This window comes from Streptomyces sp. NPDC054786 (assembly GCF_053611685.1).
Genome location: NZ_JBSHAW010000015.1, coordinates 24,836 through 46,469 on the forward strand (window position 1 = coordinate 24,836; position 21,634 = coordinate 46,469).

Annotated in this window: 26 protein-coding genes and 1 riboswitch; of the genes, 15 read left to right on the forward strand and 11 right to left on the reverse strand. The window is 71.3% G+C overall.

Annotation, left to right across the window (positions count from 1 at the left end):
* The first annotated feature begins 35 nt into the window (after positions 1 to 35).
* From ACWGI6_RS14650 to ACWGI6_RS14665, 4 genes are all read left to right on the forward strand, one after another.
* Complete coding sequence (locus tag ACWGI6_RS14650) at positions 36 to 419, forward strand: hypothetical protein (RefSeq protein ID WP_453267828.1); 384 nt, start codon at positions 36 to 38, stop codon at positions 417 to 419.
* 43 nt (positions 420 to 462) lie between these two features.
* Positions 463 to 1,332 (forward strand): hypothetical protein, encoded by an 870-nt coding sequence (locus ACWGI6_RS14655; RefSeq protein ID WP_453267829.1) that lies wholly within the window; start codon positions 463 to 465, stop codon positions 1,330 to 1,332.
* Between the two features lie 70 nt (positions 1,333 to 1,402).
* Complete coding sequence (locus ACWGI6_RS14660; RefSeq protein ID WP_453267830.1) at positions 1,403 to 1,783, forward strand: roadblock/LC7 domain-containing protein; 381 nt, start codon at positions 1,403 to 1,405, stop codon at positions 1,781 to 1,783.
* A gap of 114 nt (positions 1,784 to 1,897) precedes the next feature.
* Positions 1,898 to 2,272, forward strand: coding sequence for a hypothetical protein (locus tag ACWGI6_RS14665; protein WP_453267831.1), 375 nt, complete (start codon positions 1,898 to 1,900; stop codon positions 2,270 to 2,272).
* 16 nt (positions 2,273 to 2,288) lie between these two features.
* Here the strand turns inward: ACWGI6_RS14665 and ACWGI6_RS14670 are convergent, their stop codons facing one another.
* The 6 genes from ACWGI6_RS14670 to ACWGI6_RS14695 form a co-directional block, all read right to left on the reverse strand.
* Positions 2,289 to 3,119, reverse strand: a complete 831-nt coding sequence (locus ACWGI6_RS14670; protein WP_453267832.1) for an urease accessory protein UreD — start codon at positions 3,117 to 3,119, stop codon at positions 2,289 to 2,291.
* On the reverse strand, positions 3,116 to 3,811 hold the full coding sequence (gene ureG / locus ACWGI6_RS14675) for an urease accessory protein UreG (RefSeq protein ID WP_453267833.1): 696 nt from the start codon (positions 3,809 to 3,811) through the stop codon (positions 3,116 to 3,118). Before ureG ends, ACWGI6_RS14670 begins: the two co-directional genes overlap by 4 nt.
* Before the next feature lie 61 nt (positions 3,812 to 3,872).
* A complete protein-coding gene (locus ACWGI6_RS14680; protein WP_453267834.1) occupies positions 3,873 to 4,547 on the reverse strand; it encodes an urease accessory protein UreF in 675 nt (224 codons plus the stop codon).
* A gap of 42 nt (positions 4,548 to 4,589) precedes the next feature.
* Positions 4,590 to 6,311, reverse strand: coding sequence for an urease subunit alpha (locus tag ACWGI6_RS14685; RefSeq protein ID WP_453267835.1), 1,722 nt, complete (start codon positions 6,309 to 6,311; stop codon positions 4,590 to 4,592).
* On the reverse strand, positions 6,304 to 6,615 hold the full coding sequence (locus ACWGI6_RS14690) for an urease subunit beta (RefSeq protein ID WP_393910392.1): 312 nt from the start codon (positions 6,613 to 6,615) through the stop codon (positions 6,304 to 6,306). The genes ACWGI6_RS14685 and ACWGI6_RS14690 overlap by 8 nt, the downstream gene beginning before the upstream one ends.
* Before the next feature lie 17 nt (positions 6,616 to 6,632).
* Positions 6,633 to 6,935, reverse strand: a complete 303-nt coding sequence (locus ACWGI6_RS14695; RefSeq protein ID WP_085922122.1) for an urease subunit gamma — start codon at positions 6,933 to 6,935, stop codon at positions 6,633 to 6,635.
* 515 nt (positions 6,936 to 7,450) lie between these two features.
* On the opposite strand from ACWGI6_RS14695, the gene ACWGI6_RS14700 reads away from it, so the two are divergent.
* The gene (locus tag ACWGI6_RS14700) at positions 7,451 to 8,395 is read left to right on the forward strand and encodes a M28 family metallopeptidase (protein ID WP_453267836.1); all 945 of its coding nucleotides are present in this window, start codon (positions 7,451 to 7,453) and stop codon (positions 8,393 to 8,395) included.
* Positions 8,396 to 8,433: 38 nt separating this feature from the next.
* Here ACWGI6_RS14700 and ACWGI6_RS14705 read toward each other — a convergent pair whose 3' ends face one another.
* On the reverse strand, positions 8,434 to 8,748 hold the full coding sequence (locus ACWGI6_RS14705) for a type II toxin-antitoxin system Phd/YefM family antitoxin (RefSeq protein WP_453267837.1): 315 nt from the start codon (positions 8,746 to 8,748) through the stop codon (positions 8,434 to 8,436).
* Positions 8,749 to 8,806: 58 nt separating this feature from the next.
* On the opposite strand from ACWGI6_RS14705, the gene ACWGI6_RS14710 reads away from it, so the two are divergent.
* From ACWGI6_RS14710 to ACWGI6_RS14720, 3 genes are all read left to right on the forward strand, one after another.
* Positions 8,807 to 9,442 (forward strand): ATP-dependent Clp protease proteolytic subunit, encoded by a 636-nt coding sequence (locus ACWGI6_RS14710; RefSeq protein ID WP_453267838.1) that lies wholly within the window; start codon positions 8,807 to 8,809, stop codon positions 9,440 to 9,442.
* A gap of 5 nt (positions 9,443 to 9,447) precedes the next feature.
* Positions 9,448 to 9,756, forward strand: a complete 309-nt coding sequence (locus ACWGI6_RS14715) for a hypothetical protein (RefSeq protein WP_453267839.1) — start codon at positions 9,448 to 9,450, stop codon at positions 9,754 to 9,756.
* Positions 9,757 to 10,047: 291 nt separating this feature from the next.
* Positions 10,048 to 10,234: riboswitch (cyclic di-AMP (ydaO/yuaA leader) on the forward strand.
* Between the two features lie 4 nt (positions 10,235 to 10,238).
* The gene (locus ACWGI6_RS14720) at positions 10,239 to 10,712 is read left to right on the forward strand and encodes a C40 family peptidase (RefSeq protein WP_453267840.1); all 474 of its coding nucleotides are present in this window, start codon (positions 10,239 to 10,241) and stop codon (positions 10,710 to 10,712) included.
* Positions 10,713 to 10,936: 224 nt separating this feature from the next.
* On the opposite strand, the gene ACWGI6_RS14725 is transcribed toward ACWGI6_RS14720, so the two are convergent.
* Positions 10,937 to 11,602, reverse strand: a complete 666-nt coding sequence (locus ACWGI6_RS14725) for a LysE family translocator (protein WP_453267841.1) — start codon at positions 11,600 to 11,602, stop codon at positions 10,937 to 10,939.
* A 71-nt stretch (positions 11,603 to 11,673) separates the two neighbouring features.
* On the opposite strand from ACWGI6_RS14725, the gene ACWGI6_RS14730 reads away from it, so the two are divergent.
* A complete protein-coding gene (locus ACWGI6_RS14730; protein WP_453267842.1) occupies positions 11,674 to 12,591 on the forward strand; it encodes a LysR family transcriptional regulator in 918 nt (305 codons plus the stop codon).
* Between the two features lie 90 nt (positions 12,592 to 12,681).
* Here the strand turns inward: ACWGI6_RS14730 and ACWGI6_RS14735 are convergent, their stop codons facing one another.
* A complete protein-coding gene (locus ACWGI6_RS14735; protein ID WP_453267843.1) occupies positions 12,682 to 13,908 on the reverse strand; it encodes an 8-amino-7-oxononanoate synthase in 1,227 nt (408 codons plus the stop codon).
* A 156-nt stretch (positions 13,909 to 14,064) separates the two neighbouring features.
* On the opposite strand from ACWGI6_RS14735, the gene bioB reads away from it, so the two are divergent.
* From bioB to ACWGI6_RS14755, 4 genes are all read left to right on the forward strand, one after another.
* On the forward strand, positions 14,065 to 15,219 hold the full coding sequence (gene bioB, locus ACWGI6_RS14740; protein WP_453267844.1) for a biotin synthase BioB: 1,155 nt from the start codon (positions 14,065 to 14,067) through the stop codon (positions 15,217 to 15,219).
* Positions 15,212 to 16,516 (forward strand): adenosylmethionine--8-amino-7-oxononanoate transaminase, encoded by a 1,305-nt coding sequence (locus tag ACWGI6_RS14745; protein ID WP_453267845.1) that lies wholly within the window; start codon positions 15,212 to 15,214, stop codon positions 16,514 to 16,516. The genes bioB and ACWGI6_RS14745 overlap by 8 nt, the downstream gene beginning before the upstream one ends.
* Before the next feature lie 142 nt (positions 16,517 to 16,658).
* On the forward strand, positions 16,659 to 17,360 hold the full coding sequence (gene bioD, locus ACWGI6_RS14750; protein ID WP_453267846.1) for a dethiobiotin synthase: 702 nt from the start codon (positions 16,659 to 16,661) through the stop codon (positions 17,358 to 17,360).
* A gap of 123 nt (positions 17,361 to 17,483) precedes the next feature.
* A complete protein-coding gene (locus tag ACWGI6_RS14755; protein ID WP_453267847.1) occupies positions 17,484 to 18,155 on the forward strand; it encodes a class I SAM-dependent methyltransferase in 672 nt (223 codons plus the stop codon).
* 41 nt (positions 18,156 to 18,196) lie between these two features.
* Here ACWGI6_RS14755 and ACWGI6_RS14760 read toward each other — a convergent pair whose 3' ends face one another.
* Positions 18,197 to 18,568, reverse strand: coding sequence for a fic family toxin-antitoxin system, toxin component (locus ACWGI6_RS14760; protein ID WP_453267848.1), 372 nt, complete (start codon positions 18,566 to 18,568; stop codon positions 18,197 to 18,199).
* On the reverse strand, positions 18,565 to 18,837 hold the full coding sequence (locus ACWGI6_RS14765; protein ID WP_453267849.1) for a toxin-antitoxin system HicB family antitoxin: 273 nt from the start codon (positions 18,835 to 18,837) through the stop codon (positions 18,565 to 18,567). The genes ACWGI6_RS14760 and ACWGI6_RS14765 overlap by 4 nt, the downstream gene beginning before the upstream one ends.
* 626 nt (positions 18,838 to 19,463) lie before the next feature.
* Here ACWGI6_RS14765 and ACWGI6_RS14770 point away from each other — a divergent pair.
* Together ACWGI6_RS14770 and ACWGI6_RS14775 are read left to right on the forward strand one after the other, a co-directional pair.
* On the forward strand, positions 19,464 to 20,945 hold the full coding sequence (locus tag ACWGI6_RS14770; RefSeq protein ID WP_453267850.1) for an APC family permease: 1,482 nt from the start codon (positions 19,464 to 19,466) through the stop codon (positions 20,943 to 20,945).
* A gap of 105 nt (positions 20,946 to 21,050) precedes the next feature.
* Positions 21,051 to 21,476, forward strand: a complete 426-nt coding sequence (locus ACWGI6_RS14775) for a GNAT family N-acetyltransferase (RefSeq protein WP_453267851.1) — start codon at positions 21,051 to 21,053, stop codon at positions 21,474 to 21,476.
* Positions 21,477 to 21,634: the final 158 nt, after the last annotated feature.

The window sequence follows — 21,634 nt, forward strand, 5'->3', positions numbered from 1 at the left end:
ACGCCGCGTCCGAGCCGTCGCGAAGGAGATCCGAAGTGCCGGGTATCGATCAGGTGTTGTCCCAAGCGATGGGGATTCCCGGCGTTCGGTGCGCCGGACTGATCGACTGGACCAGTGGTCTGACGCTCGGCACGGCGGGGCAGGCGCCGCACGGCGATCACGACGCGGCCGCCGCGGACACCGCCGACGTGGTGCAGGCCGTGGCGCGCAACGCCACCTTCGACACCGCCGGCGCCGCCGGCTCGGACCTCGAAGACCTCATCATCACGGCTGCGGGCAGCTACCACCTCATCCGTTTTGTGCACACGGCCTTCGACAGCCAGACCTATCTCCACCTCTGGCTGGACCGCACGCAGGCCAATCTCGCCGTCGCCCGGCTACGGCTGCGCGATCTGACGGCGGAGCTGGTCGCGTCCTGACGGCCGCCTCCGCCACACCGCACGAACGGTAAGGGAACCAGCCATGGGCCTGCCCATATCTCCGCCCCCGCCCGCCCCGGCCGACCTGCTCGACCGGTGCGCCGCCGAACGCGTCACCGGCACCCTCAGCGGACCGCACGGCTGCTTCTACCTTCTCGACGGTGCGGTCTACTGCATCGAGGGCACCGCCGCCCCCGGGCTCGACCTGCGTCTCACGGCGTCCGGGAAAGTGCCACCGCAGGGCTGGCAGTACGCCGCCGAAACGGCGGGACCGGGGAGAAGCGGCGGGCAATTCCTGGTCAGCAAGGGGTGGTTGACGCAGAGCGAACTGGAGATATGCCATCTCGCCGCGCTGCTCGACGCCGCGTTCTTCGCCCTGCCGCTGACACCCGAGACCACGTCCTTCACACCCGGGACCGGGCACTGGCTCGGGGTCATACGCCCCGTCAGCGCCACCGCCCTCCAACAGGCGACGGCCCGTCGCCGGCTGCAGCTCGACCGGCTGCGCCCCTGGGCGGCGGTCGACTCCTCCCCCGTCGTTCCCGTCCGCCCGCGCACCCCGGCTCCCACCACGAGCCGCCAACGGCGGCTGCTCGACCGCGCCGACGGCCGGCACACGCCTCATGAACTGGCCCGGGCGCTGGGCCAGTCCGCGTTCGGCACGCTGCTCGACATCCGCCGCCTCGCCGCCGCCGGCCTCGTCCATCTCCCCCGGGCGCCGGCACCCCTCCCCCGGGCGCCGGCACCCCTCCCCCGGCGGCGGCCCGGCGCCTGTCTGACCGGTCCCGCCCCCGTCGCCGAAGGAGGCCCCGCCGCGATCTGGCAACTACCGGTACCGGAGGTCCTCGATACCGCCGATCCGGATATTGCCCTCCTTGTCCGACTGCGTACGGCGTTGGAGGAAACCCTGTGAGCCCCTGCGCACGAAGACCGTGCATCCCATGAGGCGCGTCATCAGAAGGCACGCCGTGAAAAGGAGACTGATGACGATCGAACCCCGGATACGGGAGGAATTGCATACGCTGCGCGATCAAGTGCGCCACCTCCAGGGCGGGATGGTGGCGAGCGTGGACGGCATGGTGATCGCCCATGATCTGCCGGATATCGAGCCGGACGGGCTGGCCGCCCTCACCGCCGCGGCGATCGGTGTCGCCAAACGACTCACCGATGCGACCGGTCAGGGTGCCTTCGAGGAATCCCTGACGCGCGGCGCGGAGGGCTATATCGCGGCCTATTCGGCCGGACGCCGGGCGGTCCTGACCGCCGTGGCAAGCCCGGACACCAATGTGGGACGGCTTCACCTGCAGGCCAGAAGGGCCGCGGCGCGGATCGGCGCCCTCGTGGACACACCGCCCCACCGGTAGGGGAACTCCCCCCACGCACCCGCAAGAACGCACCACCCCAAAAGCCGGAAACCCGGAAGCCCGAAACCGGAAACCCGGAAATACCGTCAAGGAATCGAAAGGTCTGAACCCCTCATGGCTCAACTGGAAACCGCTCTCGCCGACGCGATGTCGACCATCGAGGGCGCGGTCGGCGTCGCCCTGGTCGACTACACCAGCGGTATGGCCCTGGCCACCCTGGGCGACAAGCAGGCTCTGGACCTCAATGTCGCGGCGGCCGGCAATACCGATGTCGTACGCGCGAAGATGCGCACTATGGAGATGCTGGAACTCCAGGGCGCCATCGAGGACATGCTCATCACCCTGACCTCGCAATACCACATCATCCGTCCGGTGACGGGCAAGAACGGCAGCGGCCTTTTCCTCTATCTGGTGCTGGACCGCAAGCGCGCCAATCTTGCGCTGGCGCGCCTGCGCCTCGCCCGGTTGGAGGGCGATCTGGAGGTATGAGGCGGCGCGGCCGCCGTCACTCGGCGGCCGCGCTCAGGGCGGCCTCGTCCAGGAGGCGCCGCAGCCGGAGCGCGTCCGGGGCCACGGCCGTGGCCAGGGCCCCGGGACCCGCAAGCGGTGCCAGGACGCCCCGTCCCGCGCCGTCGTCGGACCGCTCGGCCGCCGCACCGCCGAGCAGCCGCACCTCGGCCGGCCGCTCGTCGAACTCGGGCCCCACGACGAGGAGTTGGCCGAGGGCGCGGTGCCCGTCCAGGACGGCGGAGGTGTCCCAGCCGGGGGCGCCGGGCCCGTACGCCGTCTCCTGGTCGAGCAGGGTCCGCCCGGCCCGGCGCACGGTGAGCCGGCTGCGCAGGGCTCCGGTCCCCTCACCGCTGCGTCCAAGAACCTGTTCCTCGCGGAGTACCAGGCGTGCGGTGGGGGCCAGTTCGACGGTGGTGGTCATCCGCAGGTCACTGCCCGCCGCGGAGATCAGCGGTTCGGGCAGCCAGTCGAGCCGCGCGCCGTCGCCCACCGTCAACCACACGTCGTAGCGGGCGTGTTCCCCCGTACGGCCGGGCAGCGCGACGGTCGCGGCGGCGGCCGTGAGGTGCAGCGCGCTGCCCGCCTCGGCGGTGGCTTCGATGGCCAGCCGGTCGCCGCCGAGCGGGGCACTCATGGCGCCCACGACACAGACCCGGGCCTGATTGCCGTGCCCGCGGATACGGCGCAGCGCGAACGGGCCGTCGCCGTCGAGGACGGGCAGCCGGGTGGTGCCGTGCGGTGCGTCGGCCCGCGCGACGATGCGGGCGGTGGCGCACAGCCCGGCGGCGGCGCGGGCCGTCGCCGGTGTGGGGGGCGCGAGGGTCATGCCGGGCCCGCGGTCCAGTCGGCCAGCCGTCCGCGGACCCAGTCCGTCACCGGGCGGACGCCGTACTCCGACTTCAGGGCGGTGAAGGCGACCGGCAGCTCGCCGCGCTGTGCCTTGGCGTCGCGGGCCATGCCTTCCAGATCGACGCCGACGTGGGGCGCGAGGTCGGTCTTGTTGATGACGAGCAGGTCGGAGGTGGTGACACCGGGGCCGCCCTTGCGCGGGATGTCGTCTCCGCCGGCGACGTCGATCACAAAGATCTGGGCGTCGACCAGGCCCTTGGAGAAGGTCGCGGTGAGGTTGTCACCGCCGGATTCGACCAGGACGAGATCGAGCGGGCCGACCGCCTCCTCCAGGTCCTCGACGGCTTCGAGATTGGCGGAGATGTCGTCGCGGATGGCGGTGTGCGGGCAGGCCCCGGTCTCGACTGCGGCGATCCGCTCGGCGGGCAGCACGGCCTCACGGAGCAGGAATTCGGCGTCCTCGCGGGTGTAGATGTCGTTGGTGACCACGGCGATGGACAGCTCGTCGCGCAGCGCGCGGCACAGTGCGGCGACGGTGGCGGTCTTGCCGGTGCCGACCGGGCCGCCGAGGCCGATGCGCAGGGCGCGGCGGGCGCCGTCGGGGCGTACCGGGTCGGCGGCGCTGTAGGTGTGGCGCTGGGGGAAGGTGTCCTGGTGGTCGAGGTGCATGGTCACTCCGGTGGTGGGGGACGCGGCGGGCGGCGCGGGTCCGTCCGGCGGGTCGGCAGGGTCAGGACGCGAAGAGCCGTACCGGCCAGGCGGCGTGCTGTTGGGCGGTGATGTCGAGGAGCGGTGCGGAGGCCGCGGGCAGTGCGCCGGTCCCTTCGGCCGCGATGCGCAGGGCGGCTTCGGTGGCCTGTTGCGCGACCTGGTCGAGCTCGGCGGTGAGACGGGCGAGCACGGCGGTGGCGTCGAAGGGGTCCAGGCTCAGCAGCCGGACGGCCGCGGTGGCCGGGCCGCTGATGTTCTCGTAGGCCACGGCGTAGGCGGCATCGAGCGGTGGCAGGCCCGCGGACCGGGCGGCCAGGCCCAGGACGACGGGCTGGTGGGCGCCGCGGGGACGGGCCGCGGCGAGCGCGTCGAGTGCCTCGCTCGGCCAGGTCGCACGGGCGGCCCGCATCATCTGCCGGCCGAGCCGCCGGGCGACCTGCCGTAGCGCGGGTACGGGCGTACGGGCATCGGCGGCGTCGTCCAGGAGGAGCGGGTCGTGGCCGGCCGCGGCCGCGGCGGCGAGCGCCGCGGCGACCAGGCCCACGGTGTGCAGCCGGCCCCGGCAGAAGCTCTCCAGGGTGGTGGCGTCCTTGATGCGGCCCGCGGTGACGGCCGGTTCGGCGCCGCCCGAGTGGGCGTGCCCGCCGGCGGGGAACCGGCCGTCGGCGAGGACGAGCAGCGCGGCGCGGCTCATCGGTGGTCCGGGGTGTTCATCGGGATGTTCATCGGCGAGTCCTCAGAAGAGGAAGTACCGCTGGGCCATGGGGAGCTCGGCGGCGGGCTGCGGCTCGACCACCTCGCCGTCGATGGTCACGGTGAAGGTGTCGGGGTCGACCTGGACACGGGGCAGGGCATCGTTGTTGCGCATATCGGCCTTGGTGCGGCCGCGGGTGCTGTGGATCGCCTCGAAGGGCTTGGCCAGCACGAGCCGCTCGGGAAGCGCGTCCTCCAGGGCCTGCCGGGAGACGAAGTTGACCGAGTTGCTGCCCGGAGCCTTGCCGGTGGCACCGAACATCGGACGGGGCAGCACCGGCTGCGGAGTGGGGATGGACGCGTTGGCGTCGCCCATCTGCGCATAGGCGATCTGGCCGCCCTTGATGACCAGCTGCGGCTTGACGCCGAAGAACGCCGGGTCCCACAGCACGAGATCGGCGAGCTTGCCGTCCTCGACGGAGCCGACGACATGGTCGATGCCCTGGGCGATGGCCGCGTTGACGGTGTACTTGGCGACATAGCGGCGGGCCCGGTGGTTGTCCGCGCCGCCGTCGCCGGGGAGGGTGCCGCGGCGCCGCTTCATGACATGGGCGGTCTGCCAGGTCCGCAGCACGACCTCTCCGATCCGCCCCATGGCCTGGGCGTCGGAGGACATGATCGAGATGGCGCCGAGGTCGTGCAGGATGTCCTCGGCCGCGATGGTGGAGGGCCTGATCCGGGACTCGGCGAAGGCCAGGTCCTCGGGGACGGCGGGGTTGAGGTGATGACAGACCATCAGCATGTCGAGGTGCTCCTCGACGGTGTTGACGGTGTGCGGCCGCGTGGGGTTGGTGGACGCGGGCAGCACATTCGGCTCGGAGACCATCGCGATCATGTCGGGGGCGTGGCCGCCGCCGGCGCCTTCGACATGGAACGCATGGATGGAGCGGCCGGCGATGGCCGCGAGGGTGTCACCGAGGAAGCCGGCCTCGTTGAGGGTGTCGGTGTGGATCGCGAGCTGGGCGCCGCTCTCCTCGCAGACCGTCAGGCAGGCGTCGAGGACGGCGGGCGTGGCGCCCCAGTCCTCATGGATCTTGAAGCCGAGGATGCCGGCCCTCAGCTGGTCGCGCATCGACGCGAGGGAGGTGGTGTTGCCCTTGCCGAGCAGACCGACGTTGACCGGCAGCGAGTCCATCGACTCGAACATCCGGGCAATGTGCCAGGCGCCGGGGGTGATGGTGGTGGCCTTGCTGCCCTCGGCCGGTCCGGTGCCGCCGCCGATCATCGTGGTGACACCGGAGGCCAGCGCCTCGTCCGCCTGCTGGGGGCAGATGAAGTGGACGTGGGTGTCGATGGCGCCGGCCGTGAGGATCTTGCCGTTGCCGGCGATGATCTCGGTCTCGGGGCCGATGACCAGGTCGGGGTGGACACCGTCCATCGTGTCGGGGTTGCCCGCCTTGCCCAGGGCGGTGATCCTGCCGTCGCGGATGCCGACGTCGGCCTTGACGATGCCCCAGTGGTCCAGCACGACCGCGCCGGTGATCACGGTGTCGGGGGTGCCCTCGGCGCGGGTGGCGCGGGACTGGCCCATCGACTCGCGGATCACCTTGCCGCCGCCGAAGACCGCCTCGTCTCCGGCCCGGCCGGGCCCGCCCGAGCGGTCCTCGGAGATCTCGATGACCAGGTCGGTGTCGGCGAGCCGGATCCGGTCGCCGGCGGTCGGGCCGAAGAGATCGGCGTACGCCTGGCGCGTCAGCTCAGCCATCGAGAGTGCCTCCGGTCTCGCCCCGCAGGCCCATGACGATGCGCTTGCCCCCGATGGGGACGAGTGCGACCTCGGTGGGGATGCCGGGCTCGAAGCGCACGGCGGAGCCTGCCGGGACGTTCAGCCGCTTGCCGTGCGCGGCCGCTCGGTCGAAGTCGAGGCCGGGATTGGCCTCGGCGAAGTGATAGTGGGAGCCGACCTGGACGGGGCGGTCGGCGGCGTTGAGGACGGTCATGCGCGTGACGGGCAGGCCTTCGTTGAGGCGCACCGGCTCGTCGGCGTGGAGGATCTGTCCCGGGATCATCGTCTGCTCCCCCGTGGTCAGTTGATGGGTTCGTGAACGGTGACGAGCTTGGTGCCGTCGGGGAAGGTGGCCTCGACCTGTACGTCGTGGATCATCTCGGGGATGCCGTCCATGACCTCGTCTCGGGTGAGCACCTTGCGGCCGGAGGACATGAGCTCGGCGACGGTCCGGCCGTCCCGTGCGCCTTCGAGGATGTGCACGGTCAGTAGGGCAATCGATTCCGGATGGTTCAGCTTCACCCCCCGGGAACGGCGTTTTTCGGCCACGTCTGCTGCCACATGAATCATCAAGCGTTCTTGTTCATGCGGGGTCAGTTGCATACGTTCCACCTCACAGTCTTCCCGCCCGGACGCATTCACCCAGGTCACAGGCGTGGACACACCCGTGACGATAGATGTACCACGCAGTAATTAAAGGAGGAGCAAACCGACTTCCAGCACTTGGCCATCAAGAGCCCCACACCCGGAGACTAGTTCGGCGGGATTTCGTCGGCGTTACAGCCAGGGACACATCGGCGTCCCCTCTTACGCCTGATGTAACGCGGTGTCATCCGCCCGTTACGGCGCGGCAACCGGTTCCCGAAGCGGCCCCACCCGCCCATCCCCCGGGAGTGCGCGGAATCCGATGGCGAAATCCGCACCCCGAGGGCCGGCGGAACCCGGGGAGCAGAGGCCTCCTATGCGCCATCAATCAGTGCGATCGACGCAAAACAGACGCATCCCGCTCCGCGAACGCGACTGTCCGGTATGCGCTCTTGACGGTTTCCGAAGTGATCGCGATTCTCATGTGCGCGTCAAATCAGCTCCGACCAACCCCCCACACCAGGAGCCACATCGTGACTCGTTCCACTCGAATACGCCGGGCCGCGCTGGCCTCGGGCGCCGTCACCGCCCTGGCCGCCACCCTCTTCACGGCGGCCGGCGCCTACGCCGATCCCGCGCCGAAGGCCGCCCCGGACATCGACGTCAAGGCCGTCAAGGCCGACCTCGACCAGCTCCAGTCGATCGCCGACGCCAACGGCGGCAACCGCGCCAACGGAAAGCCGGGCTACAAGGCGTCCGTCGACTTCCTCAAGGAGAAGCTGGACAAGGCCGGATTCACCACGAAGATCCAGGAGTTCGACGGCAGCGGCGCCAAGGGCTACAACCTCGTCGCCGACTGGCCGGGCGGCGACGAGGGCAAGACCGTGATGGCCGGCGCCCACCTGGACTCGGTCAGCGCGGGCCCCGGCATCAACGACAACGGCTCCGGCTCGGCCGGCATCCTCGAGGTGGCGCTCGCCGTCGCCAAGTCGGGCCTCAAGCCCACCAAGCACCTGCGCTTCGGCTGGTGGGGCGACGAAGAGGACGGCATGGTCGGTTCGCAGGCCTATGTCGACAAGCTCGGCGCCGACAAGTCGAAGATCGACTCGTACCTCAACTTCGACATGATCGGTTCGCCGAACCCGGGCTACTTCGTCTACGACGACGACGCCCGCCTGGAGAAGGTCTTCAAGGACTGGTACGCCAAGAAGAACATCGCCACCGAGAAGGAGACCGAGGGCGACGGCCGCTCGGACCACGCCTCCTTCAAGGACGCGGGCATCCCCGTCGGCGGCCTCTTCTCCGGCGCGGACTACATCAAGACCGAGGAGCAGGCGAAGAACTGGGGCGGTGAGGCGGGCAAGGCGTTCGACGCCTGCTACCACCAGTCCTGCGACACCTCGAAGAACATCGACGACAAGTCGCTGGACACCAACACGGACGCCATCGCCAACGCGATGTGGGAGCTCAGCTCCTGAACCACCCGCCCCACCGCACGGTCAGCACCCGCTGACCGTCAGCGCTCGCGACCCGGCCGCCGGTCCCCGGCAGCCGGGTCGCGGTGTTCTGCGGCGATACCGAAGCGCCGCCGTTCGCCCGGAGCGGACGGGAGCTGTCGCACGGAAGAGACCGTGCGGATCACCTGCTCGTCCTCCGCGCCCTCTTCGCGCCGCCCCAGCTCTTCAAGTAGCTGCAGGTCAGCGGCGGACACCAGCGCCACCAGCGGCTTGCCGTGGCGGGTGACGACCACCCGCTCACCGCCGTAGACGACACGGTTGATCAGATCTGCCAGCTCCGCACGAGCTTGCGTCACCGGAATTTCGTAGGCCATGCTCCCATTCTAACGGGATGTACGTCCTGTACATTTCTTACGGAGGAGAGGAGCAGACATGCTGCGACCGATGGCCCGCTATGTCCTTCCGGAGTTCACCGAGCGCACCTCGCAGGGGACGCGCTCCATGGACCCGTATTCCAAGCTGCTCAGCGAGCGCATCATCTTCCTGGGCACCCCGATCGACGACGCCTCCGCCAACGACGTGATGGCGCAGTTCATCCACCTCGAACACGCCGCGCCCGAGCAGGACATCTCGCTCTACATCAACTCCCCCGGCGGCTCCTTCACCGCGATGACCGCCATTTACGACACGATGCACTTCGTGTCGTGCGACGTGGAGACCGTCTGCCTGGGGCAGGCCGCCTCCTCCGCCGCGGTACTGCTGGCCGCCGGCGCGCCCGGAAAGCGGCTGGCGCTGCCCGGGGCCCGGATCCTGATCCATCAGCCGTCGTTCAGCGAGCCCATTCAGGGGCAGGCCAGCGACCTGCAGATCCAGGCGAAGGAGATGCTGCGCACCCGCGACCTGCTGGAGGAGATGCTGGCGCGGCACACCGGACAGCCCCGTGAGCGGATCGCCACCGATATCGAGCGCGACAAGATCTTCGACGCCCGCGCCGCCCAGGAGTACGGCCTGATCGACGGGATCACCCGCAACCGCAAGCAGTCGGCGCTCCAGCCCGTGGCGCGGTGAACCCGATGCTGCCGCCCGAACCGCCGCCGCTGCCCGCGCTGACCCGCGCCGAGGGCGAACTCATCGACAGCTATCTGGAGGTGATCGACCTGCTCGGCCGGATCAACCCGACCCGCTGCGAAGGCACCTACACCGGGCTGCGCGCCGCCCAGGCGCTGGTCGGCAAGGCCACCCGGCTACGGGACGCCCTGACGCTCATGCACAGCCGGGGCGAGAGCGAACTGCACCGCGCGACGCTGACCCGGGCGCTGCGGGTGCTGGACGGCGAGCGGCGGGCCGGGCTCGTGACGGTGCCGCCACCCGAGGAGGTCTGACCCGACACACGCACCGAGGCTGCGCATACGGCGTAGCGTCCGCGCCCGATGTGAGGAGGCGACGAATTGCGCGGAATAGACCTAATTCCTTGGACTTCGGATGTTTCGCCCCTGGTCCGAGGGGTGCAACACCCCGCGCCGTGGCACCTGAGGGAACAAAACTAACCATTCGGGTCAATTGTGACCCATCTCACATACGGCATTTTCAGCTCGGAATTCGGGTCCCAGGTGCGTGACGATCCCTTCGACGACAAGACCCCGCCACAGCGACGGGGCGGTCCGGACGGGCGCCTAATCCCGCCGCCGTGCCGGACGTCCGGTCGACGATGTGGACCGGCGGGAGCGGAGGACCCGAGCAGGACGGGGTCCCGGCCTTCACGGCCGAGGGCTCCTTGGGGTGAAGCCGTACAGACGGCCGGGCATCTTCGCCTGCCCGAACCCGACAGGTCTTCCTTCGCAGGCGGCTGACGAAGGGTTTGCGCATGACCGTGCGCATGCATACGCCGAATCTGCTGGCACGCGCCGGCACCGTCACCGCTCTGACGCTGGTCACGCTCGGCGGGACCAGCGTCGCGCCGGGAGCGGCCGGGAATGCCGAAGCCGCATCCGTGTCCGTTCACGCGCTGCGGGTCGCTGCTTCCAAGAGCGGAGCTCCTTACCGGTACGGCGCCCAGGGGCCGCACGCCTTCGACTGTTCGGGGCTGATGCTGTACTCGTTCAAGCGCGCCGGCCGGGCCCTGCCACGCACCGCCGCCGCGCAGTACGGCCGCACCCGGCATGTCGCGGCCAGCTCGCGCCGCCGCGGCGATCTGGTCTTCTTCCATTCGCGCAGCGGCATTTACCACGTCGGTATCTACGCGGGCCGGGGCCGGATGTGGCACGCCCCCAAGGCCGGGAGCGTGGTGCGGCTGGAACGGATCTGGAGCCGTTCGGTCTGGTACGGGCGTGTGGGCTGACCTGCGACGTCATCTCACGCCCGGTCAATTGTCGGTGGGCTTGGGCAATTTGACCGGGTGACTTCGCAACGGAGCGGCCGGCTCTCGTCCGTCCGCGGGAGTTTCCCGCCCGCGGACGGACCGGTCACGGTGCTGCCCCGGCCCGCACCGCGCGACGCAGGGGCGGTGTCCTTCACCTGCCGTGCCCTGGTGTCCGCGCCATGGCGCCCGTGGCATGCCCCGCCTCAGGCCAGCGCCACCTCGACGAGCAGGATGCCTCCCAGCGCCGTCAGGAGCGCTCCGGTGGTGGCTTCCAGGGCGCGGGCCACCGATGGGCGGCGCAACCAGACGCCCAGCCGGTCGACGAGCAGCGCGACGGCGGGGAACCACACCAGTGCCATGGCGACGACCATCGTCGCGAGCAGCAGCGTACGGGGCAGCGCGGGCTGTCCTGCCGGGACGAACTGCGGCAGCAGGCTGAGGAAGAGGACGGGGGCTTTGGGGTTGAGCGCATTGGTCAAAAAGCCCTGGCGCAGACTCTGCACAGTGCCCAGGAGAGCGGCGGGCCGGCCGTCGGCCGGTGTGCCGACAGCGGGGCCGGATGTGCGGTCCGCGGCGCCCGGCGGGCGGCGGAGGGCCGCGGTCAGGGCGCGGGTACCGAGGTACAAGAGGTAGACGCCGCCGAGGAGTTGGACGGCACCGAAGAGTGCGGGCACGGCGACCAGCACCGCCGCGAGCCCGGCCACCGCCAGGGCCGTGTGCACCAGCAGCCCGCCCGCGACTCCGACGGCGGTCGCCACCCCCGCCCGGCGCGAGTCGAGCGCATTGCGCACCACGACCGCGAAGTCCGCGCCCGGCATGGCGACCATGCCCGCGGCGACTCCGGTGAAGGCGATCAGCTGTCCGTCCATAGGAGCAGTTTGGCTGGTCAGAGCCTTTAATGGGTATTGGCAATGTTCTTGGAGAGCCTAAAGAGGTTCTTATGTACGACCCCACACGACTGGCCGCCCTGGTAGCGGTGGCGGAGGCCGGTTCGATCACCCGGGCCGCCGCCCGGCTGGGCTACACCGCTCCCGCGCTCTCCCAGCAGCTCGCCAAACTGGAGCGGGAGACCGGGGCGGCCCTGCTGGTGCGCCACCATCGCGGGGCTCGGCTGACGGCGGCCGGTGAGCTGCTGCTCGTACGGGCCCGGCGGGTCCTCGACGAGCTGGACCAGGCACGGCACGAGCTGTCCCGGCTGGCAGGGCTGTCGGGCGGCCGGCTGCGGGTCGGCACGTTCATGACCGCCGGTACGCATCTGCTGCCGCCTGCACTCAGCGCGTTCCGGCGGGCTCACCCCGATGTCGAGCTGAGCGTGACGGAGTACGTACCGCCGCAGGCCGCCGCGGCGGTGGCGCTGGGCGAGGTCGATCTGGCGCTGACGCACGAGTATGTGCCGGGTGAGGCGATGCCGGCGCCGGAGGGGGTGCGGCTGGAGCCGCTGCTGACCGAGGAGCTGGTGCTGGTCACGGCGCCCGGTCATGCCCTGTCGGCGGGCGCCGGACGACTGCCCCTTGCCGAGCTGGCCGGCCAGCCGCTCGTCAGCATGGCGCCGGCCAACCCGAACCGACGCGAGGTGGAGGCCGCGCTGGCGGCCGCCGGGGCGAGTGAGGCGGTGCGCTGTGAGTCGCCGAGCTATGCGGTGGTGTGTGCGCTGGTGAGCGCGGGGCTCGGGGTGGCGGTGGTCCCGGAGATGGTGGCGGAGGGGTCGATGACACCGCTGGGGGTCCGTCGGCTGGACCCACCAGAGCTGCACCGCAGGATCTCGGTGGCCTACCGCCCCGGCGGCGGCACCCCGGCCGCGGACACCCTGCGGGCCCTGTTGCGCGGGGCCTTCACCCGCCACTCCCCCACGCCGTGACGACGGACGGCCACGGCGGACGACAGCTGCGCGGACGGCGGGCCGCCACCGGGGCCGCCGCCGTACCGGGGTGCGGACGGTCGTCGGGTTTCAGACCGCCGGCGCGGTGGCCACGATCGTGCCGACCGCCGTGTCGAGCTGGGCGTCCGTCAGGTCCGCGCGGGCGGTGAGCCGCAGCCGGGAGATCCCGTCGGGCACGGACGGCGGCCGGAAGCAGCCGACCGCGAGTCCGGCCCCGCGGCAGTCGGCGGCCCAGCGCAGCGCGGCTTCCGGCGAGGGGGCACGGACGGAGACCACCGCCGCGTCCGGGCGTACCGCCGCCAGGCCCGCCGCGGTGAGCCGGTCGTGCAGCCCCCGTGCGACCGCAACGGCTCGGGCGGCGCGCTGCGGTTCGCGGCGCAGCAGTCGTAGCGCGGCGAGGGCGCCGCCGACCGCCGCCGGGGCGAGACCGGTGTCGAAGATGAACGACCGTGCGGTGTTGACCAGATGCTCGATGACCCGGGCCGGGCCGAGCACCACACCGCCCTGGGAGCCGAGCGACTTGGAGAGCGTCACGGTGGTCACCACGTCACCGTCACCGGCGAGTCCGGCCGCCCACAGGGCGCCACGGCCCCCCTCGCCCAGCACTCCCAGGCCGTGTGCGTCGTCGACGAGAAGTCCGGCGCCCCGTGTCCGGCAGACCTCGGCCAGCGCGGAGAGCGGCGCGGCGTCCCCGTCGACCGAGAACACCGAGTCGGTCACGGCGAGCGCCTGGCCGTCGTGGCCGGTCAGCGCGGCGCGTACGGCCTCCGGATCGGCGTGCGGGGTCACTTCGGTGCGGGCCCGGGAGAGCCGGCAGCCGTCGATGAGGGAGGCGTGGTTGCCGGCGTCGGAGACGATCAGGGTGCCGGGGGCGGTGAGCGAGGTGACCGCGGCGAGATTTGCGGCATAGCCGGAGGAGAGCACCAAAGCGGCCTCGAAGCCGCAGAATGCGGCGAGTTCCGCCTCCAGCCGGGCGTGCAGCTCGGTGCTGCCGGTGACCAGCCGGGAGCCGGTGGCGCCGGCGCCCCAGCGGTGTGCGCCCGCGCCCCCACCGCGGGTGACCTCGGGGTGCCGGGCGAGTCCGAGATAGTCGTTGCCGGCCAGATCGAGCAGCGGGGAGTCGGCCGGGCGGGGGCGCAGGGTGCGCACGAGTCCGGCGTGACGGCGCTCCGCGCCGACCGCATCGAGCCAGTCGAAGGCCGCGTCGTACGCCGGGCGGGCGGGCTCGGCGGTGGGCTCGGCGGGCCTCGCCGGGGAGGTGTCGCGAAGCAGCGGCGGGGCGGAGTCCTGCGGCATCGGCGTCCTTCGTCTGTCGGCCTCGATTGTGGGCTGTCGATAGACGTTAGCGGTCGTTCCGTGCGCCCACGGTGTGGCGATACACACACCTCGATCGCGGCTCGTTGTGGGAATCCTCCTTGGCCGGGGACGGTGGCGTACGTCAGGATCAACGCCATGGACCTGCTGAACACACTGGTGGACAAGGGACTGCGGCGCGAGTTGCCGACCCGTGAAGAGGCGCTGGCCGTACTGGCCACCTCCGATGACGCATTGCTCGATGTCGTGGCCGCGGCCGGAAAGGTCCGCCGCCAGTGGTTCGGTCGGCGGGTCAAACTGAACTATCTCGTCAACCTCAAGTCGGGCCTGTGCCCCGAGGACTGCTCGTACTGCTCCCAGCGGCTGGGGTCGAAGGCCGAGATCCTCAAGTACACCTGGCTCAAGCCCGACGACGCCTCCAAGGCGGCCGCCGCCGGGGTGGCCGGCGGCGCCAAGCGGGTCTGTCTGGTGGCCAGTGGCCGCGGCCCGACGGACAAGGACGTGGACCGCGTCTCGGACACCATCTCCGCCATCAAGGAGCAGAACGAGGGTGTGGAGGTGTGCGCCTGCCTCGGTCTGCTCTCCGACGGCCAGGCCGGGCGGCTGCGCTCGGCGGGCGCCGACGCCTACAACCACAACCTCAACACCTCGGAAGCCACATATGGCGACATCTGCACCACACACGACTTCTCGGACCGGGTCTCCACCGTCCAGCAGGCCCAGGCGGCCGGCATGTCCGCCTGCTCCGGGCTGATCGCCGGTATGGGGGAGAGCGACGCCGATCTCGTCGATGTGGTCTTCGCGCTGCGCGAGCTGGACCCGGACTCCGTACCGGTGAACTTTCTGATCCCCTTCGAGGGCACCCCGCTCGCCAAGGAATGGAACCTCACCCCGCAGCGCGCGCTGCGCATCCTGGCGATGGTGCGGTTCGTCTGCCCGGACGTCGAGGTACGGCTGGCCGGCGGCCGTGAGGTGCATCTGCGCAGCATGCAGCCGCTCGCGCTGCACCTGGTCAACTCCATCTTCCTCGGCGACTATCTGACCAGCGAGGGACAGGCCGGCAAGGACGACCTCGCAATGATCGAGGACGCCGGCTTCGAGGTCGAGGGCACGGACACCACGACACTGCCCGAGCACCGCAGGCAGGACGGCGACGAGGTGGCCGCCGAAGCCGTCGCCGACGACGCGGAGGCCGAGGCTGTCACCGTCCCGGCACCGTCCGACGAGACCCGCCGCGACCTGGTCTCGGTGCGCCGCCGCGGCGCCGGTACCGACCTTCCGCCCAATGCCTGAGCCACTCACCCCCGACGCACTGCTCGCGCTCGACCGGCAGCATGTGTGGCATCCGTACGGGCCGATGCCCGGCCGGATCGCACCGCTGCTGGTGGAGTCGGCGTCCGGCGTCCGGCTCCGGCTGGCCGAACCGGTCGAGGGCCAGGACGAGTTGGTGGACGGTATGTCCTCCTGGTGGTCGGCGGTGCACGGCTACAACCACCCGGTGCTCAATGACGCCGCGCGGGGCCAGCTGGAGCGGATGAGTCATGTGATGTTCGGCGGGCTCACCCATGAGCCCGCCGTGCGGCTGGCGAAGCGGCTGGTCGACATCAGCCCGGAGCCGCTGCAGCACGTCTTCCTCGCCGACTCCGGTTCGGTGTCGGTCGAGGTCGCCGTCAAGATGTGCCTGCAGTACTGGCGCTCGCTCGGGAAGCCGCGCAAACAGCGGCTGCTGACCTGGCGGGGCGGCTATCACGGCGACACCTGGCAGCCGATGTCGGTGTGCGATCCGGAAGGCGGCATGCATGAGCTGTGGCAGGGGGTGCTGCCACAGCAGATCTTCGCGGACGCGCCGCCGGCCGGCTTCGACGCCGATCCCGACGAGGCGTATGCGGCACATCTGCGTGAGCTCATCGGCCGGCACGCCGAGGAGCTGGCGGCGGTGATCGTGGAGCCCGTGGTGCAGGGGGCGGGCGGGATGTCGTTCCACTCCCCCGGGTATCTGCGGGTGCTGCGCGAGGCCTGCGATGAGCACGGCGTACTGCTCGTCCTCGACGAGATCGCCACCGGCTTCGGACGGACGGGCACGCTCTTCGCCGCCGAGCACGCGGGGGTCGCACCCGATGTGATGTGTCTCGGCAAGGCGTTGACCGGTGGTTATCTGACCCTGGCGGCGACCCTGTGCACGACGGCCGTCGCGGACGGCATCTCCCGCGGCGCGCTGCCGGTGCTGGCGCACGGCCCCACCTTCATGGGCAATCCACTGGCCGCCGCCGTCGCCGATGCCTCGATCGCACTGCTGCTCTCCCAGGACTGGGGGCAGGAGGTCAAGCGGATCGAGGCGGGGCTGCGGGACGGTCTGGCACCGGCCGCGGGCATCGACGGGGTGCGCGAGGTACGTGTACTCGGCGCGATCGGTGTCGTCCAGCTCGACCACGAGGTGGACATGGCGGCCGCGACCCGGGCGGCGGTCCGGGAGGGTGTATGGCTGCGCCCGTTCCGGGATCTGATCTACACCATGCCGCCGTACATCACCGGTGACGACGATGTGGCGCGCATCTGCGCCGCCGTGTGCGCGGCGGCCCGCGAGGGCTGAACGCACCGGCGGCGGCCGGTCGAGTCCGTCTCGGCCGGCCGCCGCCGCCCCTCCGCAGAGACCGCTCATACACGAGCCGGACAGCCAGGAACCATTCGCCGTATCCCGCGCGGGATCGGCCGCGCAGAGTCGGAGGCAGACCATGTCGGTGCTGTTCGTGACGGGCACGGGCACGGAGATCGGCAAGACCGTGACCACGGCCGCGATCGCCGCTGCGGCGCTCGCCCGGGGGCGTTCGGTGGCCGTACTCAAGCCGGCCCAGACCGGTGTCACGGCACACGAGACCGGCGATGCGGCGGAGGTCGAACGGCTGGCCGGCCCGGTCACCACCGCCGAACTCGCGCGCTTCCCCGACCCATTGGCGCCGTCGACGGCCGCGCTGCGGGCCGGCCTGCCGCCGGTGCTCCCCCACGAGATCGCCGAGGCCGCCGCCAAACTGGACGCCTCGCACGATCTGGTCCTGGTCGAGGGCGCGGGCGGGCTGCTGGTCCGCTTCGACGCCGACGGCCATACGCTCGCCGACGCCGCGCGGCTGGCGGACGCCCCCGTCCTGGTGGTCGCCCAGGCGGGCCTGGGCACCCTCAACGCCACCGCACTGACCGCGCTGGCGCTGCGTTCGTACGGGCTCGACTCCCCGGGTGTCGTCGTCGGCAGCTGGCCGGCCGAGCCCGACCTGGCATCCCGCTGCAATCTCACGGATCTCCCGGAAGCCGCGGGTGCGCCGCTCCTCGGCCTGATCCCGGAGGGCTCCGGCGGGCTGCCGCCACATGCCTTCCGCGCCGCGGCCCCGGACTGGCTGGCGCCGGTACTCGGCGGGTCGGGCGCGTTCCGTATTCCCTCCTGACGCGCGGCGGCCGTCGGCCCGTACGGATTTCCGAACGGCGGATGAGGCAGCTCCTTACGGGTCCCGGTCCGCCCAGTGGGGAGACTGACAGCAGGAGCGGGCACCGTCGGCGAAAGGTCCGTCATGTGGCAGCGCAGGAGAGTTCCGCAAGGCAGCGTCCATCACCCGGTGTTCGCCCGCTTCTACGCCAGCTGCTGCGGTCCGGCCGCGGACGCGCGGGCGGGGGTGAGCGCGCTCCGGAAGGAGCTGCTGACGGGCGCCGGCGGCCGGGTGATCGAGGTCGGCGCGGGGACCGGGCTGAATTTTGCGCACTATCCGGGCACGGTCTCGGAAGTGGTGGCGATCGAGCCGGAGCCCACGCTCCGGGAGGCGGCCAGATCGGCGGCGGCGCATGCGGAGGTGCCGGTGGATCTGGTGCCCGGAGTGGCGGAGGCCCTGCCGGTCAAGAGTGAGGCGTTCGACACGGCGGTGGCGTCGCTGGTGCTGTGTTCCGTGCGCGAGGTGCAGCGGGCGCTGGTGGAGCTGCGGCGGGTGCTGCGTCCGGGCGGTGAGCTGCGGTTCTTTGAGCACGAACGGGCCGCGGGGCGGGGGCTGGCGGCGGTGCAGTGGACGCTGGACCGGACGGTCTGGCCGTTGCTGATGGGCGGCTGTCACACCGGCCGGGATCCGCTGGGCGAGATCCGGACGGCCGGGTTCGAGGTGCTGCGGGTGCGCCGGCTGAAGGTGCCGGAGCGCGGGCCGACGCTGCCGGCATCACCGGTGGTGCTGGGCGCGGCACGGCGGCCGGCCGGCTGACCTGTCCTGTCCTGCTGCCGTCACACCGTCCTGGCCCGGCGTCACACCGTCCAGGTGCGCAGTTCGTCCGCGATGGTGCGGACGTCGGCCGTGCCCTCCTTGACGAGGCGGGCGAGATCGCGGACCTGCTCGGGAGAGATGGTGATCTTCAGTCCGCTGGCGACGAGATAGCCATAGGCGACGGCGGTCGCGAACATGGCATTCGAGCACTCCAACGCCGGTACCTGGAGCAGCAGTTGAAGGAGTGAGGCGGCACGGTCCTGGGGGTCGGTGTAGACCAGCACGCCGAATATCTCGGCTTCATGGCGGCTGACGGCGGCCACCAGGGCACCCCAGTCGGTGACCTCAGGGTCTCCGGGTGTGTGCTGTTCGGCGATGAGGAGGAGCCAGGCGAGGTCGATGCGCAGCGTCACGTGGTGCCCGGCAGTCCTTCGTGGTGGGTGGCGGTCGCGGCGCCTTCGGCACCGCCCGGTTCCAGGCCGAATTCCTCGGCGAAAACACGTTCGTACTGCTTCATGAAGTCGGAGGCGGCCTCGACGAAGGTCTGGCCGACCTCGCCGGCGTCCTTGAGGACGAGCTCCTCGATATAGCGGTTCATGCTCACTCCCCGCTGCAGGGCGCGCTCCCGCGCCGCTTCGGCGGTGGCCTCATCCACGCGGACGTTCAGCTGTGTCTTCGCCACCCCTCCAAGCTAGCGCGCATCCGCTAGCAGCGGCAAGCGCCGGCCGGGAACGCAGGGACCGCGACGGGGGGCTGCCGCTGACCGGCGGCGTACCCGAGGATCCCGAGGATCCGCGGTCGGGGACGAGAGGACCGGGCGGATGCCGTGGTCACCGGGCGGGTGCCATGGCCACCGGGGCGGCGGCCATCGCCATCGCCATCGCCATCGAGGCGGGCGCCATCGCCACCCGGCCGCGCACACGGCGCCGCCCGCCCGGATGCCGCGCAGTGCGGTCACCGGTCGGGCGGCGCCCCGCGGGCCGGGTTTTTACTTGTCGCCGAAGTCAGCGGCGGGGCGGGCGCGGCGACGGCCGAGGCGGCGCGGGGCAACCTCCGGTCATGCGACGGGACTTCGCGGGCGGCCGTCGGCGGCGGGGTGCCGGAGAGGCGGGCCGGCGGGAAGTCCTCCCGGCAGGCCGGGAGCTGACGGCCGAGCCGAACCGCCGGCCACGACACCCCGCGTGCCGCTGCCACCGTCACCGAAGCGGATGGCGCACGATGTGATCCGTCGTGAGACCGGGGCCCACCGGCGGGATCGGCGAGCGACCGGACCGGTCACGACCGCTCGGCCCTCAGGAGGACCACGCAGTGTCCGTCCCAGCCCCCGTCCCGCATCTGCAGCGCAGTCTGCGGCGCTTCGACATCATGGCGATGGGCGTCGCCGCAGTGATCTCGTTCGATGTGATCGGGCAGATCGCGGCCGGCGGGGGTGAGGCCGTCACCTGGATCGCCGTGATCGCGGTGGCGTTTCTGCTGCCCTACGCCCTGGTCTTCGCCGAGACCGGAGCCGCGTTCCCGCAGGAAGGCGGGCCCTATGTCTGGGTGGAGGTGGCCTTCGGCCGGCTGGCTGCCGCGCTGACCACCATGTTCTATTGGGTCACCAATCCCGTCTGGCTGGGCGGTTCCCTGGTCTTCGTGGCCGCGCAGGCATGGGACGGCTTCGTCTTCCCGCTCGGCTCGGGCACGGTGGCGGACCACGCGTTCAAGCTGGTCTTCATCTGGGCGGCCATTCTCACCGCGGTGGTCTCGCTGCGCCGCGGCAAATGGATCACCACGGCCGGCGCCGGGGCCAAGGTCCTGGCGCTGGCCTTCTTCACCGGGACGGCGGTGGCGTACGGGATCCGGCACGGCTTCCGCGGTCTGGAAGGCGCCGGCCTCTCCCCCACCGGAGCCGGGTTTCTGGCGCTGGTGCCGGTGTTGCTCTTCGCCTTCGTCGGGTTCGAGGCGCCCAACGCGGCGGGGGACGAGATGCTGGACCCGCAGCGCGATGTACCGGTCGCGATCGGGGTGTCGGGAGCCATCGCCACCTGCTGCTATCTGCTGCCGGTGCTGGCCATTCTCTCCGCGGCACCGGCCGGCCGGGTCACCGGCGTCGGCGGCTTCATGGATGCCGCCCGGCTGGTCTTCGGGATCTACGGGAGCTGGCGCGAGCCGCTGCTGACCTGTGTCGCCGTGTTGTTCGTGGTGGCGCTGCTGACCCAGGGCAGCGCCTGGATGATCGTCGCCGACCGGATGCAGGCCATGGTGGCCGCCGACGGCGGGTTCTTCAGCCCGTACCTGGGCGTCTTCCATCCGCGGCTGGGCACACCGGTGCGGATGAATCTGCTCTCCGGTGTCGCCGCCACCGTCTTCATGGTCGCCGCGATGAACCTGGCGAACGGGGACGCGTCGGCCATCTTCGGCGTGGTGCTGGCCGTCGCGATCACCACACTGCTGCTGTCCTATCTCGCCGTGGTCCCCGCACTGCTGGCGCTGCGGCTGCGCCACCGCGAGGTGCCCCGGCCCTACCGGGTCCCGTTCGGCGCCCGCGGCTTCACCGTCGCCACGCTGCTCGTCTACGCCTGGATCCTGCTCGGGTCGTGGGTGGCGCTGTTTCCCGGCACCCTGGAGCCGCTCTTCGGGATCCCGTACGACTTCCGGGCGACCTGGGGCGTCTCCCGGCTCACCTTCGAGACGTTCACCCTCGGCACCGTCGTCCTGCTGCTCGTGGTCGCCGTCGCCGGGTATCTGACGCAGCGCATGCGCGCCCGGCCCCAGGGCGATCGGCGCAAGGGCGGACCGGGCCGATAGCGCCGGTGCCGGAGGAGCCGACGGGCCGCGGCCATGGCCCGCCCGCGGGGTCCGCATCGCGCAAAGGGTTCGACACGGCGTTCGGCCCGGTGATGGGATCCGGTCATGAGTGATTTCCAGGTCCGGGCCGCGACACCGGCCGATCTCGATGCCGTCCTCGCCTTTTGGAAGGGTGCCGCTGAAGGCACCAGCATCAGCGATGACACCGACGGCGTGGCGCGGCTGGTGGCCCGCGATCCCGAGTCGCTGCTGCTGGCCGAGCGGCATGGCGAGCTGGTGGGCACGGTGATCGCCGGCTTCGACGGCTGGCGCTGCCATCTCTACCGGCTGGCCGTACATCCCGGGCACCGCAGGCAGGGCATCGGCGGGGCGCTGCTGACGGCCGCCGAGGAGCGGTTCCGGGCGCTGGGCGGCCGGCGCGGCGACGCGATGGTGCTGGACCGCAATGAACTGGCGCAGCATGCGTGGCGCGCGGCGGGCTACGCGCCCGAGCCGCAGTGGAGCCGCTGGGTGAAGCATCTGGACGACTGAGCGGAGCAATCCCGAGCAGGGCGAGCCCCCCCCCCCCCCGCGGCCGGGGCGGGGTCGCCCCCCACCACCACCATTGCCGCTCCATTAAGATTGTGTATACCCACCCCCCAGTGGAAAGTTTGTGTTCGTCCAGCCAATGTCCCTGTGTATTATAAAAA

Coding starts and splice junctions, on each gene's coding strand:
- ACWGI6_RS14655 (WP_453267829.1), top strand. CDS start 463: ATGGGCCTGCCCATATCTCCGCCCCCGCCCGCCCCGGCCGACCTGCTC.
- ACWGI6_RS14660 (WP_453267830.1), top strand. CDS start 1,403: ATGACGATCGAACCCCGGATACGGGAGGAATTGCATACGCTGCGCGAT.
- ACWGI6_RS14665 (WP_453267831.1), top strand. CDS start 1,898: ATGGCTCAACTGGAAACCGCTCTCGCCGACGCGATGTCGACCATCGAG.
- ACWGI6_RS14670 (WP_453267832.1), bottom strand. CDS start 3,119: ATGACCCTCGCGCCCCCCACACCGGCGACGGCCCGCGCCGCCGCCGGG.
- ureG (WP_453267833.1), bottom strand. CDS start 3,811: ATGCACCTCGACCACCAGGACACCTTCCCCCAGCGCCACACCTACAGC.
- ACWGI6_RS14680 (WP_453267834.1), bottom strand. CDS start 4,547: ATGAGCCGCGCCGCGCTGCTCGTCCTCGCCGACGGCCGGTTCCCCGCC.
- ACWGI6_RS14685 (WP_453267835.1), bottom strand. CDS start 6,311: ATGGCTGAGCTGACGCGCCAGGCGTACGCCGATCTCTTCGGCCCGACC.
- ACWGI6_RS14690 (WP_393910392.1), bottom strand. CDS start 6,615: ATGATCCCGGGACAGATCCTCCACGCCGACGAGCCGGTGCGCCTCAAC.
- ACWGI6_RS14695 (WP_085922122.1), bottom strand. CDS start 6,935: ATGCAACTGACCCCGCATGAACAAGAACGCTTGATGATTCATGTGGCA.
- ACWGI6_RS14705 (WP_453267837.1), bottom strand. CDS start 8,748: ATGGCCTACGAAATTCCGGTGACGCAAGCTCGTGCGGAGCTGGCAGAT.
- ACWGI6_RS14710 (WP_453267838.1), top strand. CDS start 8,807: ATGCTGCGACCGATGGCCCGCTATGTCCTTCCGGAGTTCACCGAGCGC.
- ACWGI6_RS14715 (WP_453267839.1), top strand. CDS start 9,448: ATGCTGCCGCCCGAACCGCCGCCGCTGCCCGCGCTGACCCGCGCCGAG.
- ACWGI6_RS14720 (WP_453267840.1), top strand. CDS start 10,239: ATGACCGTGCGCATGCATACGCCGAATCTGCTGGCACGCGCCGGCACC.
- ACWGI6_RS14725 (WP_453267841.1), bottom strand. CDS start 11,602: ATGGACGGACAGCTGATCGCCTTCACCGGAGTCGCCGCGGGCATGGTC.
- ACWGI6_RS14730 (WP_453267842.1), top strand. CDS start 11,674: ATGTACGACCCCACACGACTGGCCGCCCTGGTAGCGGTGGCGGAGGCC.
- ACWGI6_RS14735 (WP_453267843.1), bottom strand. CDS start 13,908: ATGCCGCAGGACTCCGCCCCGCCGCTGCTTCGCGACACCTCCCCGGCG.
- bioB (WP_453267844.1), top strand. CDS start 14,065: ATGGACCTGCTGAACACACTGGTGGACAAGGGACTGCGGCGCGAGTTG.
- ACWGI6_RS14745 (WP_453267845.1), top strand. CDS start 15,212: ATGCCTGAGCCACTCACCCCCGACGCACTGCTCGCGCTCGACCGGCAG.
- bioD (WP_453267846.1), top strand. CDS start 16,659: ATGTCGGTGCTGTTCGTGACGGGCACGGGCACGGAGATCGGCAAGACC.
- ACWGI6_RS14755 (WP_453267847.1), top strand. CDS start 17,484: ATGTGGCAGCGCAGGAGAGTTCCGCAAGGCAGCGTCCATCACCCGGTG.
- ACWGI6_RS14775 (WP_453267851.1), top strand. CDS start 21,051: ATGAGTGATTTCCAGGTCCGGGCCGCGACACCGGCCGATCTCGATGCC.